Raw genomic sequence first — 13735 nt, forward strand, 5'->3', positions numbered from 1 at the left:
GCTTACCGGCGGCTGAACCGCGCCTGAAGCTCGCCCACGATGCCGCGGCGGAAGACCAGCACGCAGACCACGAAGATCGCGCCGATCACCACCGGAACCGGCATGCTGGTGGCCGCCAGATAGCTTTCCAGCGTGACGACGACCGCCGCGCCCACCACCGGGCCGAGCAGCGTGCCCATGCCGCCGAGCAGAGTCATCAGCACCACCTCGCCCGACATCTGCCACGTCACGTCGGTCAGCGAGGCGAGCTGGAAGACCAGCGCCTTGGTTCCGCCCGCCAGCCCGGCGAGGCTCGCCGACAGGACGAAGGCCAGCAGCTTGTAGCGCTCCGTCCGGTAGCCCAGCGACACGGCGCGCGGTTCGTTCTCGCGGATCGCCTTCAGCACCTGGCCGAAGGGCGAATGGACCGCCCGCCAGACCACCGCGAAGCCGAACAGGAACACCGCCAGCACGAAGTAGTACATGGACAGGGAATTGTTGAGGTCGATCACCCCGAACAGATGCCCGCGCGGCACCGCCTGGATGCCGTCCTCGCCGCCGGTGAACTTGAGCTGCAGCGCCATGAAGAAGACCATCTGCGACAGCGCCAGCGTGATCATGGCGAAGTAGATGCCCTGCCGCCGGATCGCCAGCGCCCCGAAGGCGAGACCCAGCAGGGCGGAGAAGCCGGCGCCGAGCAGGATGCTGACCTCCGGCCCCAGCCCCCAGACCTTGGCGGAATGGGCGGTGATGTAGGCCGCCCCGCCGAAGAAGGCGGCGTGGCCGAAGCTGAGCAGTCCGGCGAAGCCGATCAGCAGGTTGAAGGCGCAGGCGAACAGCGCGAAGCACAGCACCTTCATCACGAAGACGGGGTACAGCACGAAGGGTGCCGCCAGCGCGATGAGCAGGCCGATGCCGAGGATCGCGGCGTTCCGGGCGGTGTCCTGCCCCGGGCGGCGCAGCGCGATGGTGGTCGTCTGGGTATCGGCCGTATTGACGTTGGCCGTCTTGATTTGGGTGGCCATGGCTCAGCGCTCCCGTCCGAAGAGGCCCGCGGGCTTGATGAGAAGGACGATCGCCATCACGACGAACACCACGATGTTGGAGGCCTCCGGGTAGAAGACCTTGGTCAGGCCCTCCAGCAGCCCCAGCCCCAGGCCGGTGACGATGGCGCCCAGGATCGACCCCATGCCGCCGATCACCACCACCGCGAAGACCACGATGATCAGGTTGGTGCCCATCAGCGGCGACACCTGATAGATCGGCGCGGCCAGCACCCCGGCCAGACCGGCCAGAGCCACGCCGAAGCCGTAGGTGGCGGTGATCATCACCGGCACGTTGATGCCGAAGGCCTGGACCAGCACCGGATTCTCCGTCGCGGCGCGCAGATAGGCGCCGAGCCGCGTCCGCTCGATGGCGTACCATGTCCCGAAGCAGACGATCAGCGAGGCGACGACGACCCAGCCGCGGTAGTTGGGCAGGAACATGAAGCCCAGATTCTGACCGCCGCGCAGCGCGTCCGGGATGGGGTAGGGCTGGCCCGACACGCCGTAGAAGTGGCGGAAGGCGCCTTCCATGATGAGGGCGAGGCCGAAGGTCAGCAGCAGGCCGTAGAGATGGTCGAGCTTGTAGAGGCGCGACAGCATGGTCTTTTCCAGCACCACGCCCAGCAACCCGACGATCAGCGGCGACAGACCCAGCGCCCACCAGTAGCCGAGGCCGAGCTTGGTCAGCAGCAGCCACGCCACGAAGGCGCCGATCATGTAGAGCGCGCCGTGGGCGAAGTTGATGACGTTCAGCATGCCGAAGATGACCGCCAGCCCAAGGCTGAGCAGCGCGTAGAAGGACCCGTTGATAAGGCCGAGCAGAAGCTGGCCGAACAGGACCTGGGGCGGCACCCCCAGCAAGTCGAACATGACCGTCCCTCCCTATGTATCGGATTTTTGATTTTTTGTTTGGGTGCTTGGGGTGGGCCCCTTCCCCAACCCTCCCCCACCTTCGGTGAGGGAGGGGACTTAGCCCTCCCCCGCGAAGTGGGGGAGGGTTGGGTGGGGACCCGTCTCAGAACCTTACTTCACCAGCGAACAACCGCTCTTGGCCGGGTCCAGGAACGCCTGCTCGGCGGGGATCGTCTTCACGACCTTGTAGTAGTCCCAGGCGGCCTTGGACTCGGCCGGGGTCTTCACCTGGGCCAGATACATGTCGTGGAACATGCGGCCGTTCGCGGCGATCTTGCCGTTCTTGGCGAACATGTCGTTCACCGGGGTCTCGCGCATCTTGGCGGCGACCTTGTCCGCATCGTCGCCACCCACGGCCTCGACCGCCTTCAGATAGTGGCGGACGGCGGAGTAGACGCCGGCCTGGACCATGGTCGGCTTGCGGCCGGCCTTGGCCTCGAACTTCTTGGTCCACTCGCGGGTCTGCTCGTCCATGTCCCAGTAGAAACCGGTGGTCAGCAGAAGGCCCTGGGCGGCCTGGAGGCCCAGCGCGTTCACGTCGCTGATGAACAGCAGCAGGCCGGCGAGGCTCTGGCCCGACTGGGTGATGCCGAACTCCGACGCCTGCTTGACGGCGTTGGTGGCGTCACCGCCCGCGTTGGCGAGGCCGATCACGTCGGCCTTCGACGCCTGGGCCTGGAGCAGGTAGGACGAGAAGTCGGCGGTGCCCAGCGGATGGCGGACGTTGCCCGCGACCTTGCCGTCGAGCTGCTTGACCATCTTCGTGGTTTCATCCTCCAGCGAATGGCCGAAGGCGTAGTCCGCGGTGATGAAGAACCAGTTCTTCTTGCCCTGCTCGACCAGCGCGCGGGCGGTGCCGGCGGCCATGGCGTAGTTGTCGTAGGTCCACTGGAAGCCGTAGGGGCTGCAGGACTTGCCGCTGAGGTCGGTCGAACCCGGACCGGACATCAGGAAGATGCGCTTCTTGTCCTTGGTGATGCCCTGAACCGCCAGAGCGGCGGCGGAGTTCGGCACGTCGGCGATGACGTCCACGTTGCCGGCGTCGATCCACTCGCGCGCCGTGTTGGCGGCGATGTCGGCCTTGTTCTGGTGATCGGCGACGACGATCTCGATCGGCGCGCCCGCGATCTTGCCGCCGAACTCCTCCGCCGCCAGACGCGCGGCGATGGCCGAGCCTTCGCCGGCGAGGTCGGCGTAGATGCCGGACCGGTCGTTCATGACGCCGATCTTGATCACGTTGTTGGAGACCTGCGCGTGCGCGGCGCCGGCGGTCAGCGCCAGCAGCGCGGTCCCGCAAAGCAACGTCTTGAGCATTTCGAACTCCCTCCGATTGGATTTCTTGGTGTGATTGGATCAGACGCCGAGATAGGTGTGCAGTTTGTCCATGTTCTGGGCGAGCTGATCGTTGGGGATCATGTCCACGACATGGCCTTCCTCCATCACGTAATGGCGGTCGGCGATGGTGGCGGCGAAGCGGAAGTTCTGTTCCACCAGCACGATGGTGAAGCCGCGCTGCTTCAGCTTGCGCACGGCCACGCCGATCTGTTCGATGATGACGGGGGCAAGGCCCTCGGTCGGCTCGTCGAGAAGGATCAGGTCGGCGCCGGTGCGCAGGATGCGCGCGATGGCCAGCATCTGCTGCTCGCCGCCCGACAGGCGCGTGCCCTGGGTGGTGCCGCGGCCATGGAGATTGGGGAACAGCTCGTAGATCTGCGGCACCGTCATGCCGCCGGGCTTCACCACCGGGGGCAGCATCAGGTTCTCGTCCACGCTGAGCGAGGCGAAGATGCCGCGCTCCTCCGGCACATAGCCGATGCCGAGCCGCGGTATCCTGTGCTGCGCCATCCCGATCAGCTCCTTGCCCTGGAAGCGGATCGAGCCGGTGCGCTTGCCGACGATGCCCATGATGGAGCGCATGGTGGTCGTCTTGCCGGCGCCGTTGCGGCCCAGCAGGGTCACCACCTCGCCCTGGCGCACGTCGATGTTGACGCCGTGCAGCACATGGCTCTCGCCATAGAAGGCCTGGAGGTCGCGGATCTCCAGCATGGCGGTCTTCACGGTCGAACCGTCAGGCATGCCCCACCTCACCCGTCCCCATGTAGGCTTCCATGACCTGCGGATCGCGCGATACGACGTCGTATGCGCCCTCCGCCAGGATCTCGCCGCGGCGGAGCACGGTGATCGTGTCCGACAGATGGGCGACGACCGACAGGTTGTGCTCCACCATCAGGATGGTGCGGTCGGCGGACACGCGCTTGATGAGGGCGGCGGTGCGCTCGATGTCCTCGTGGCCCATGCCGGCCAGCGGCTCGTCCAGCAGCATCACCTCCGGATCGAGCGCCAGCGTGGTGGCGATCTCCAGCGCGCGCTTGCGCCCGTAGGGCAGTTCCGCGGCGGTGTGGCCGGCCCAGGGGGTGAGGTTCACCGCCTCGATCAGTTCCTCGGCGCGGTCGTGCAGATCGTGCAGGCTGGCCTCCGGCTTCCAGAAATGGAAGCTGGTGCCGCGCGGGCGCTGGAGCGCGACGCGGACATTCTCCAGCACGCTGAGGTGCGGGAAGACGGCGGAGATCTGGAAGGACCGCACCATGCCGAGCAGCGCCACGTCGGCGGGCTTCATGGCGGTGATGTCGCGCCCCTTGTAGAGGATCTGGCCGCGCGTCGGCGTCAGAAACTTGGTCAGCAGGTTGAAGACCGTGCTCTTGCCCGCCCCGTTCGGGCCGATCAGCGCATGGATGGTGCCGCGGCGGACCTGGAGGTTCACCTCCTTCACCGCGATGAAGCCCTTGAACTCCTTCGAGAGTCCGCGCGCTTCCAGAATGATGTCGTCGGCCATGGGTGCCGCTTGTCCCTCCCTGTTCGTCCGCGTCGTCTGCCGGTCCGCGTTTTTGATTGCGATGACATAAGCATGCGGCGTGCCAATTGGGTCTCAATCGGACAAGCCATTGAAATCGCTTCATTCATGAGAAGCAGTCATACGCACCGCACACTGTCCGGAGTGTCAGCATTCCAGACAGGCTGTATCGATCTTCCGACACACCAACGGCGGGATGGGCGGAGTGTCCCGGGTTTGATAAGGGCGCGGCGCATCAAGCGGGCGAACCACAGAGACACGGAGACACGGAGACACGGAGAGATTGATCGGGGCGCCCTGCCACCCCTGACACCGTGTCAAGGGGGCCGCACCCCTCTGTGCCTCTGTGTCTCTGTGGTAAAAGTCCGCCCCGCCCGCCCGGATCGCTCACGCCGTTCGCCGCCAAATGGCCGCTTGCAAATCGGGAGACCGCCTGCAATTCTGCGCGTCCGACGGTGCCCCGTCCGCCGTGAAGGCGCGGGGATAATAGGGAATGCGGTGCGGGCCCGGATGGGGTCCAACGCCGCGGCTGCCCCCGCAACTGTATGCGGCGAGTCCGCCTCCGAAAATGCCACGGGCCGACAGGCCGGGAAGGCGGGAGGCGAGATGGCGACCCGCGAGCCAGGAAACCTGCCGCCGGACCGACATTCATCCAATCCGCCGGGTGTGGCGGAGACAAGGAAACCGCATCATGACCACCGGCCCGCTGACCGCCGGGAAGACCCCGGCCACCGTCATCACCGGCTTTCTCGGCGCCGGGAAGACGACGCTGATCCGCAGCCTGCTGGAACAGGCCGCCGGGCGCCGTCTGGCGCTGATCATCAACGAGTTCGGGGACGTCGGGATTGACGGCGAAATCCTGCGCGCCTGCGGCGACCCGACCTGCACCGAGGACGACGTGATCGAGCTGGCGAACGGCTGCCTGTGCTGCACCGTCGCCGACGATTTCGTCCCGGCCATCGAGAAGCTGCTGGCCCGCCCCCAGCCGCCGGAGCACATCATCATCGAGACGAGCGGCCTCGCCCTGCCGAAGCCGCTGGTCCAGGCTTTCCACTGGCCGGCGATCAAGACGCGGGTGACGGTGGACGGGGTGGTCGCGGTGGTGGACGCCGCCGCCGCGGCGGAGGGCCGCTTCGCCCCCGACCCGGCTGCGCTGGCCGCCCAGGCCGCCGACACCGGGCAGCTCGATCACGAGACCCCGGTGGAGGAAGTGTTCGAGGACCAGCTCCTCTGCGCCGACCTGATCGTGGTGAACAAGACCGATCTGGTGGGGGCCGCCGATCTGGCGAAGGTCGAGGACCTGATCCGCGCCGCCATGGCGGAGGGCGGCACCGGACGCGAGGCCAAGATCCTGCGCGCCAGCAACGGCAAGGTCGATCCGGTGGTGCTTCTGGGCGTCGGGGCCGGGGCCGAGGACGACCTCGCCAACCGCCCCAGCCATCACGACGAGGAGGAGGGCCACGACCACGACGACTTCACCAGTTTCGTCGTGGAACTCGGCCCGCAGCCCGATCCGGCGGCCCTGGCGAAGACGCTGGAGCGCGTGGCCGCGGCGCACGGCGTGCTGCGCCTGAAGGGCTTCATCGACGTGCCGGGCAAGCCGATGCGCCTGTTGGTGCAGGGCGTGGGAACGCGCATCCAGACCCATTTCGACCGTTTCTGGAAGCCCGACGAGCCGCGCCGCAGCCGTCTGGTGGTGATCGGCGAAACCGGCCTGGACCGCGACGCCGTGACCGCGGCGTTGAATTAAACCCTCTCCCGTCCCGGGAGAGGGAGGGCCCCGCGCGGAGCGCGGGAGGGTGAGGGTCGCACGCGGAGGCCGCGCCGATCCTTGCCCGCACCCTCACCCGGCTCTCAGCGGATGCTACAGGCATCCGCCTGCCGCCGTCAGCGCTGGCTTTGCCAGCGCGAGAGGCGCCTTCGGCGCCACCCTCTCCCGGGGCGGGAGAGGGCGTGTTTGCAAAGCTGTAGCCCATGCACCTTCTCGCCGCCCGCCAGGAAGACCTCGACGCCGGGCCCCAGGCCGTGGATCTGGGGCAGACACCGGCGGACCTCGTCGTCCTGTCCTTCTCCGACAGCGACCTGACCGCGCTCGCCGCCTGCTGGACGCGCAACCGCGACCGCCTGCCCACCCTGCGGCTGGCGAACCTCGCGCGGCTCGGGCACCCGCTGTCGGTGGACCTCCACGTCGAGTCCGTGATCCGCAAGGCGAAACTGGTGATTCTGCGCCTGCTCGGCGGGGCGGGCTATTGGCGCTACGGTCTGGACCATGTGGCCGCCGCCTGCCGGGAGTCCGGGGTGGCGCTGGCCGTGCTGCCGGGTTGCGCGCAGCCGAACCCCGCTCTGGACGGCTACGGCACCGTCCCGCCCGAGGCGGCGCAGCGGCTGTGGCGCTGCTTCACCGAGGGCGGGCCGGAGAACATGGCCAACCTGCTGGCTTACGCCGCCACGCTGGCCGGGCAGGACCGCCCTTGGCGCGAGCCGGCGCCGGTGCCGCGCTTCGGCGTCTACGAGGGCTGGTCCCGCCAAGTTGCTGGGCCATGCACGCCGGTCGTCTTCTACCGCTCCCACCTGCTGGCCGGCGATCTGGAGCCGGTGCATGCGCTGTGCGATGCGCTGGCCGCGCGCGGCCTCGCCCCGCTGCCGCTGTTCGTGGCGAGCCTGAAGGAGCCGGACTGCGCCGCCTGGATGCGCGCCACCCTGACCGCGCGGAACGCCGCCGTCGTTCTGAACCTGACCGGATTCTCGGCAGCGCGCGAGGACGGCTCCCCGCTGGAGGCCAACGGCACTCCCGTGCTCCAGGCCGTGCTGTCCACCACGCCGGAAGAGGGCTGGCGCGGCTCCGCCCGAGGGATGGGGCCGTCCGACCTCGCCATGAACGTCGTGTTGCCGGAGATGGACGGGCGCATCCTGACGCGCGCCATCGCCTTCAAGGCGGAAGGGACGCTGGACCCCGACCTGGAGTTCGCCCCGACGCTGATCCGCCCGGTGCCCGACCGGGTGGCCTTCGCCGCCGATCTGGCCGCCGCCTGGGTGCGGCTGGGCGCCACCCCACGGGCGGAACGGAAAATCGCCCTGGTGCTGTCCGACTACCCGGGGCCGGGCGGCGGCATCGGCCACGCGGTGGGCCTCGACACCCCGGGGAGCGTCGTCAGCATCCTGGAGCGGTTGCGCGCCGAGGGCTACACGCTGGACGGGCTTCCCGCCAGCCCCGCCGCCCTGATGGAGGCGCTGACCGGCGGGGCCACCGCCGCGCTGAGCCTGGAGGACTACCGCCGCCTCGCCCCCGCCGAGGTCCGCGCCCGCATCGCGGAAGGCTGGGGCGACGAGCAGGACGACCCTCTGTTCCACAGCACCGTCTTCCGCTTCACGGTCCTCTCCTGCGGCAACGCCACCGTCGCCGTGCAGCCGAGCCGCGGCCATGGCCCGCTGACCACCGCGCAGCACCACGACCCGGAGACGCCGCCCAGCCACGGCTATTACGCCTTCCACCTCTGGCTCCGCCATGTCCTGGGCATCCACGCGCTGGTGCAGGTGGGGGCGCACGGGACGCTGGAATGGCTGCCGGGCAAGGCCGTGGCCCTGTCCGCCGACTGCTGGCCGGAGATCGTCGCCGGCCCCCTGCCCTGCCTCTACCCCTTCATCGTCAACAACCCCGGCGAGGGCGTGCAGGCGCGCCGCCGGTTGGGCGCGGTCCTGATCGGCCACCTGACCCCGCCGCCGGTGGAGGCCGGGCTGCACGGCGACCTCGCCGCGCTCGAAACGGCCATCGACGAGTATTCCATGGCGACCGGGCTGGACCCGCGGCGGCTGGGCACGCTGCGGCAGACCATCCTCGATCTGGCCTGGACCTCCGGCGTCGCCGCCGACTGCAACCTGCGGCCCGACGACGACCCCGACGCGATCCTCAGCCGCCTCGACGCTCATCTCTGCGACATCAAGGAGATGCAGATCCGCGACGGGCTGCACGTCTTCGGCACCACGCCGGAGCCGGAGCGCCGCGCCCGCCTGCTCGCCGCCGTCGCCCGCTTCGGCACGGCGGAGGACGTCGCCCCGGCGCTGGACGCTTGCGGCGAGGCGGAGATGACCGCCCTGCTGGCCGGTCTGGACGGGCGCTTCGTGAAGCCCGGCCCCGGCGGGTCCCCGGCGCGGGGGCGGGCGGACACGCTGCCCACCGGGCGGAACCTCTACGCGCTCGACCCGCGCGGCGTGCCGACGCCGACCGCCTGGACGCTGGGCTGGCAGGCGGCGGACGCGCTGATCACCCGCTATCTTCAGGACCACGGCGACTGGCCGAAGCGGCTGGTGGTGGATTGCTGGGGCACGCCCGCCATGCGCACCGGCGGCGACGAGTTGGCCCAGGCCATGGCGCTGCTCGGCGTGCGCCCGCTGTGGGAAAACGGCTCCGGGCGGGTCACCGGCTTCGAGGTGATGCCCGCGTCGGTGCTGGGCCGCCCGCGCGTGGACGTGACTCTGCGCATCTCCGGCCTGTTCCGCGACGTGTTCCCGCAGCAGATCGCCCTATTCGACCAGGCCGTCCGCGCCGTGATGGCGGAGGACGAGCCGGAGGACGTGAACCCCGTCGCCGCCGCATTCCGCGCCGACCGCACCGAGTTGGAAACCGGCGGCACCCCGGCGGCGGAGGCGGAGCGCTGGGCCAGCGCGCGGGTCTTCGGAGCGGCCCCCGGCGCCTACGGAACGGCGCTTCCCGGCATGATCGCGCGCGGCGACTGGACCGCGCGGGCCGACTTCGGCGCCGCCTATCTGGAGGGAAGCTGCCACGCCTACGGCAAGGGGCTGGAGGGCGTTCCTCTCCCCACCCTGTTCCGCCGCCGCATCGGCGGGGCCGACGCGCTGGTCCACCACCAGGACCAGCGGGAGCACGATGTGCTCTCCACCGACGGCTTCATGCAGTATGAGGGCGGCTTCTCCGCCGCCGCCGCGCTCACCGACAACGACCCGGCGCTCTACCACCTCGACAGTTCCGAGCCGGAAAGCCTGACCATCCGCACTCTGGGCGAGGAAATCGCCCGCGTGCTGCGGGGGCGGGCCGCCAACCCGCGCTGGATCGAGGGCATGATGCGCCACGGCTACCGCGGCGCCGGGGAACTGGCGGCCAGCGTGGACACGCTGTTCGCCTTCGCCGCGACCACCACGGCGGTGCGGCCCCACCATTTCGACCAGTTGTACGACGCCTATGTGGACGACCCGCGGGTGTGGGACTTCCTGGCGCAGTCCAATCCCGCCGCCGCCCGGCATATTCTGGACCGGCTGACCGAGGCGCTGGAGCGCGGCCTCTGGCACCCACGCCGCAATTCGACGGGCGACGATCTGCGCCGCCGCAAGGAGATGCCCGCATGAGCGCGATCACCCAGCCCTGCAATGCCCTTCCCCGCAATTTGCCGCGCCGGCGCGGCATGTGCCCCGGCGTTCTGGCCCCCATGGAAGTCGGCGACGGGCTGCTGGTCCGCGTGCGCGTCCCGGCGGGGGTGCTTCCCGCCGCGTCGGCGACGCGGATCGCGGAGCTTGGGCGGCGCTACGGCAACGGTCTGGTGGACCTCAGCCACCGCGGCAACCTGCAACTGCGCGGCGTCGCCGCGGCGGACATGGAAGCGCTGATCGCGGAGCTTCGGGCGCTCGGCTACGTCTCCGATGATGTGGAGAGCGAGGCGGTGCGCAACGTGCTGACCTCCCCCACCGCCGGGCTGGACGGGACGGCGGTGCTGGACGTACGCCCCTACGCCCTGGCGCTCGACGCGCGGCTGGCGGCGGACCGCGCGCTGCACCGGCTGCCGCCGAAGTTCGGCTGGCTGGTCGATGGCGGCGGGCAGGCCACCCTGTTCGACAGCAGCACCGACGTGCGCTTCGTGGCAGGGGCGGTGGCAGGGGCGGTGGACGGGCCGCTGTTCCGCGTCGGGCTGGGGGGCGATTTCGAAAGGGCCGTGGTGTTGGGGCACTGCCGCCCTGACGATCTGGTGGAGCTTGCGGCGGCACTGGCGCGGACCTTTCTGGAGCTTCGCCAGACGCTGGCCGAGCCGCCGCGGCGCATGGCCGGGTTGGTCAAGGCGCTGGGGATGGAGGTGTTGCGGGAGCGGGTGGGGGAACTGCTGACCGGCCCCCACCCTTCCCATGCTGCGCATGGGCCCCTTCCCTCCCCCGCTGGGCAGGGGAGGGAGCTTTCTCCCCCGCAAATCTCATTCCCTCCCCCGCCCAGCGGGGGAGGGTCAGGGTGGGGGCAAACGCCGCCGACCCGACGCTTCCTCGGCCCCCAACCCTCCTGCCCCCACCCTTCCTGGCTGGGCGTCGCTTTCCCCTTCGGCCGCCTCGACTGCGACCGGCTGGAAGCGCTGGCCGCCCTCACCCACGAGATCCGCATCACCCCCTGGCGCGCCCTGCTGCTGGCCGCTCCGCAGGAAGACGCCGCCGACACGGCGAAGGCCCTCGGCGGCATCCTGGACCACCACGACATCCGCCTGAAGATCACGGCGTGCAGCGGCGTCACCGGCTGCGACGTGGGCACCACCGACACCCACGCGGACGGCCTGTCCATCGCGGAGCGCGCGGCAGGCTTGCTGGAGGCGGTGCGGATGGTGCATGTCTCCGGCTGCGCGAAGGGCTGCGCCCATCCCGGTGCGGCGGATGTCACGCTCACCGCGCGGGAGGGCGTCTACGACGTCGCGCTGAACGCCGCCCCCGGCGGCACGCCCTGGCGGTCCGGCCTGACGCCGTCCGAGGCCGTGAATGCCGTGGCTGATCTTTCTGCTGAGGAGTTGTCCCGTGTCCGCTGAGCCGCTTTACGACTACATCCGCGATGGAGCGGCCATCTACCGCCAGTCCTTCGCCACCATCCGGGCGGAGGCCGACCTGTCGGCCATCCCCGACGATCTGAAGCCGGTGGCGGTGCGCGTCATCCACGCCTGCGGCATGGTGGACGCGGCGCGGGACCTGATGTTCTCCCCCGACGTTGGAACGGCGGCGCGCGCGGCTCTGCGCAACGGCGCGGCGATCCTCTGCGACAGCGAGATGGTCGCCCACGGCATCACGCGGGCGCGGCTGCCGGCGGACAACGCCGTCGTCTGCACGCTGCGCGACCCAGCGGTGCCGGAGCTTGCCAAACAGGTCGAGAACACCCGCTCCGCCGCCGCGTTGGAACTGTGGGTGCCCCGGCTGGCCGGCTCCGTCGTCGCCATCGGCAACGCGCCGACCGCCCTGTTCAAGCTGCTGGAGATGATCCGCGACGGAGCGCCGAAGCCGGCGGCGGTGCTGGGCTTCCCCGTGGGCTTCGTGGGTGCGGCAGAAAGCAAGGACGCGCTGGCCGAGGCGCCCTTCGGCATGCCCTTCCTGGCGATCAAGGGCCGGCGCGGCGGCAGCGCGATGGCGGCGGCGGCGGTCAACGCCCTGGCGAGCGACGTGGAATGAACAACGAATCCCAAATCCCCGCCGGCACCCTCTACGGCGTCAGCGTCGGCCCCGGCGATCCGGACCTGATGACCGTCCGCGCCATGCGCACCATCGGCGCCTGCCCGGTGGTCGCCTATTTCTGCAAGCGCGGCACCTCCGGTCAGGCCCGGCGCATCGCCGCCGGCTGCATCACGGCGGAGCACATCGAGCTGCCGATGGTCTATCCGGTGACGGTGGAGCTGCCGCCCAGCCACCCCGACTATGGCCGCCAGATCGAAGCCTTCTTCGACGAGTCCGCCGAGCGGCTGGCCGAGCATCTCGCCGCCGGGCGCTCCATCGCCGCGCTGAACGAGGGCGACGCCTTCTTCTACGGCAGCTTCATGCATCTGTTCCTGCGGCTGGCCTCGCGCTTCCCGACGGAGGTGGTGCCGGGCGTGACCTCGATGATGTGCAGCGCCTCGCTGCTGCCGCGCCCGCTGACCCTGCGCGACGACGTGCTGTCGGTCATCCCCGGCACGCTGGGGGAGGAGGCGCTGCTGCGCGCGCTGCGCAACGCCGACGCCGCCGTCATCATGAAGCTGGGCCAGAATTTGCCGAAGGTCCGCCGCGCCGTCGAAGCCGCCGGGCTGGCCGACCGCGCCTGGTACGTCGAGCGGGCGAGCATGGCGGACCAGCGCGTGATGCCCTTCCGCGAAGCGCCGGAGACGGCCCCCTACTTCTCGCAGATCGTCATCCCCGGCGAAGGGCTGCGGCGATGACCGCCGATCCTCAAGCCGGATGGTTGAAGGTGGTGGGTCTCGGCCCCGGCACCGAGGATTGGCTGACGCCGGAGGCCCGGCGCGATCTGGCGGAGGCGACGGACCTCGTCGGCTATTTCCCCTATGTGGACCGCGTGCCGCCGGGGCCACAGGTGCGCCACGCCTCCGACAACCGGGTGGAACTGGACCGCGCCCGCCACGCCCTGCAACTGGCGGCGGAGGGCCGCCGGGTGGCGGTGGTGTCCGGTGGCGACCCCGGAATTTTCGCCATGGCCGCCGCGCTGTTCGAGGCGCTGGACGATCCGGCAGCGCCCGCGGCGTGGCACCGCGTGCCGCTGTCGGTCGACCCCGGCATTTCCGCCATGCAGGCGGCGGCGGCGCGGGCCGGCGCCCCGTTGGGCCATGATTTCTGCGCCATCTCGCTGTCCGACAACCTGAAGCCGTGGGAGGTGGTGCTGAAGCGCCTGCGTCTGGCGGCGGAGGCGGATTTCGTGATCGCGCTCTACAACCCGATCAGCCGCGCCCGCCCCTGGCAGCTCGGCGCCGCCTTCGACGCGCTGCGCGATCTCCGCTCCGCTGAGACGCCGGTGATCCTCGCCCGGGCGGTCGGGCGCCCCGACGAGGCGCTGACCGTCACGACCCTGGGCGCCGTGGACGCGGCGCAGGCGGACATGCGGACCTGCGTCATCATCGGCGCGTCCCACACCCGGCTGGTGCCGCGCGACGGTGCGCAGCCGTGGGTCTACACGCCGCGCAGCTATACGGTGCGGGGGTGAGGGCGTTGTCGA

At 70.2% G+C, this 13735-nt stretch carries 11 protein-coding genes and 1 riboswitch; of the genes, 6 read left to right on the plus strand and 5 right to left on the minus strand.

Going from position 1 to position 13735, the window contains the following annotated elements; genetic code table 11:
• Positions 1–2: 2 nt before the first annotated feature.
• The 5 genes from DS843_RS02160 to DS843_RS02180 form a co-directional block, all read right to left on the minus strand.
• The gene (locus tag DS843_RS02160) at positions 3–1004 is read right to left on the minus strand and encodes a branched-chain amino acid ABC transporter permease (protein WP_149467241.1); all 1002 of its coding nucleotides are present in this window, start codon (positions 1002–1004) and stop codon (positions 3–5) included.
• A gap of 3 nt (positions 1005–1007) precedes the next feature.
• The gene (locus DS843_RS02165; protein ID WP_149467242.1) at positions 1008–1895 is read right to left on the minus strand and encodes a branched-chain amino acid ABC transporter permease; all 888 of its coding nucleotides are present in this window, start codon (positions 1893–1895) and stop codon (positions 1008–1010) included.
• A gap of 153 nt (positions 1896–2048) precedes the next feature.
• A complete protein-coding gene (locus tag DS843_RS02170; protein ID WP_149467243.1) occupies positions 2049–3251 on the minus strand; it encodes an ABC transporter substrate-binding protein in 1203 nt (400 codons plus the stop codon).
• 39 nt (positions 3252–3290) lie between these two features.
• The gene (locus DS843_RS02175) at positions 3291–4013 is read right to left on the minus strand and encodes an ABC transporter ATP-binding protein (RefSeq protein ID WP_149467244.1); all 723 of its coding nucleotides are present in this window, start codon (positions 4011–4013) and stop codon (positions 3291–3293) included.
• Entirely contained in the window at positions 4006–4770 is a 765-nt protein-coding gene (locus tag DS843_RS02180; RefSeq protein ID WP_149467245.1) for an ABC transporter ATP-binding protein, read from the minus strand. Before DS843_RS02180 ends, DS843_RS02175 begins: the two co-directional genes overlap by 8 nt.
• Before the next feature lie 454 nt (positions 4771–5224).
• Positions 5225–5440, plus strand: a riboswitch (cobalamin riboswitch).
• Positions 5441–5479: 39 nt separating this feature from the next.
• Here DS843_RS02180 and cobW point away from each other — a divergent pair.
• From cobW to cobJ, 6 genes are all read left to right on the plus strand, one after another.
• A complete protein-coding gene (gene cobW, locus DS843_RS02185) occupies positions 5480–6538 on the plus strand; it encodes a cobalamin biosynthesis protein CobW (RefSeq protein ID WP_149467246.1) in 1059 nt (352 codons plus the stop codon).
• A 224-nt stretch (positions 6539–6762) separates the two neighbouring features.
• Positions 6763–10149, plus strand: a complete 3387-nt coding sequence (gene cobN / locus DS843_RS02190) for a cobaltochelatase subunit CobN (RefSeq protein WP_149467247.1) — start codon at positions 6763–6765, stop codon at positions 10147–10149.
• A complete protein-coding gene (gene cobG, locus DS843_RS02195) occupies positions 10146–11576 on the plus strand; it encodes a precorrin-3B synthase (protein WP_149467248.1) in 1431 nt (476 codons plus the stop codon). Before cobN ends, cobG begins: the two co-directional genes overlap by 4 nt.
• A complete protein-coding gene (locus tag DS843_RS02200) occupies positions 11530–12207 on the plus strand; it encodes a precorrin-8X methylmutase (protein ID WP_149467249.1) in 678 nt (225 codons plus the stop codon). Before cobG ends, DS843_RS02200 begins: the two co-directional genes overlap by 47 nt.
• Positions 12204–12947, plus strand: coding sequence for a precorrin-2 C(20)-methyltransferase (locus DS843_RS02205; protein WP_149467250.1), 744 nt, complete (start codon positions 12204–12206; stop codon positions 12945–12947). Before DS843_RS02200 ends, DS843_RS02205 begins: the two co-directional genes overlap by 4 nt.
• The gene (cobJ, locus tag DS843_RS02210) at positions 12944–13723 is read left to right on the plus strand and encodes a precorrin-3B C(17)-methyltransferase (RefSeq protein ID WP_149467251.1); all 780 of its coding nucleotides are present in this window, start codon (positions 12944–12946) and stop codon (positions 13721–13723) included. Before DS843_RS02205 ends, cobJ begins: the two co-directional genes overlap by 4 nt.
• Positions 13724–13735: the final 12 nt, after the last annotated feature.

The sequence above is a fragment of the Roseomonas genomospecies 6 genome, assembly GCF_008365375.1.
Classification (GTDB): domain Bacteria; phylum Pseudomonadota; class Alphaproteobacteria; order Azospirillales; family Azospirillaceae; genus Azospirillum.

Coding starts and splice junctions, on each gene's coding strand:
- DS843_RS02160 (WP_149467241.1), bottom strand. CDS start 1,004: ATGGCCACCCAAATCAAGACGGCCAACGTCAATACGGCCGATACCCAG.
- DS843_RS02165 (WP_149467242.1), bottom strand. CDS start 1,895: ATGTTCGACTTGCTGGGGGTGCCGCCCCAGGTCCTGTTCGGCCAGCTT.
- DS843_RS02170 (WP_149467243.1), bottom strand. CDS start 3,251: ATGCTCAAGACGTTGCTTTGCGGGACCGCGCTGCTGGCGCTGACCGCC.
- DS843_RS02175 (WP_149467244.1), bottom strand. CDS start 4,013: ATGCCTGACGGTTCGACCGTGAAGACCGCCATGCTGGAGATCCGCGAC.
- DS843_RS02180 (WP_149467245.1), bottom strand. CDS start 4,770: ATGGCCGACGACATCATTCTGGAAGCGCGCGGACTCTCGAAGGAGTTC.
- cobW (WP_149467246.1), top strand. CDS start 5,480: ATGACCACCGGCCCGCTGACCGCCGGGAAGACCCCGGCCACCGTCATC.
- cobN (WP_149467247.1), top strand. CDS start 6,763: ATGCACCTTCTCGCCGCCCGCCAGGAAGACCTCGACGCCGGGCCCCAG.
- cobG (WP_149467248.1), top strand. CDS start 10,146: ATGAGCGCGATCACCCAGCCCTGCAATGCCCTTCCCCGCAATTTGCCG.
- DS843_RS02200 (WP_149467249.1), top strand. CDS start 11,530: ATGCCGTGGCTGATCTTTCTGCTGAGGAGTTGTCCCGTGTCCGCTGAG.
- DS843_RS02205 (WP_149467250.1), top strand. CDS start 12,204: ATGAACAACGAATCCCAAATCCCCGCCGGCACCCTCTACGGCGTCAGC.
- cobJ (WP_149467251.1), top strand. CDS start 12,944: ATGACCGCCGATCCTCAAGCCGGATGGTTGAAGGTGGTGGGTCTCGGC.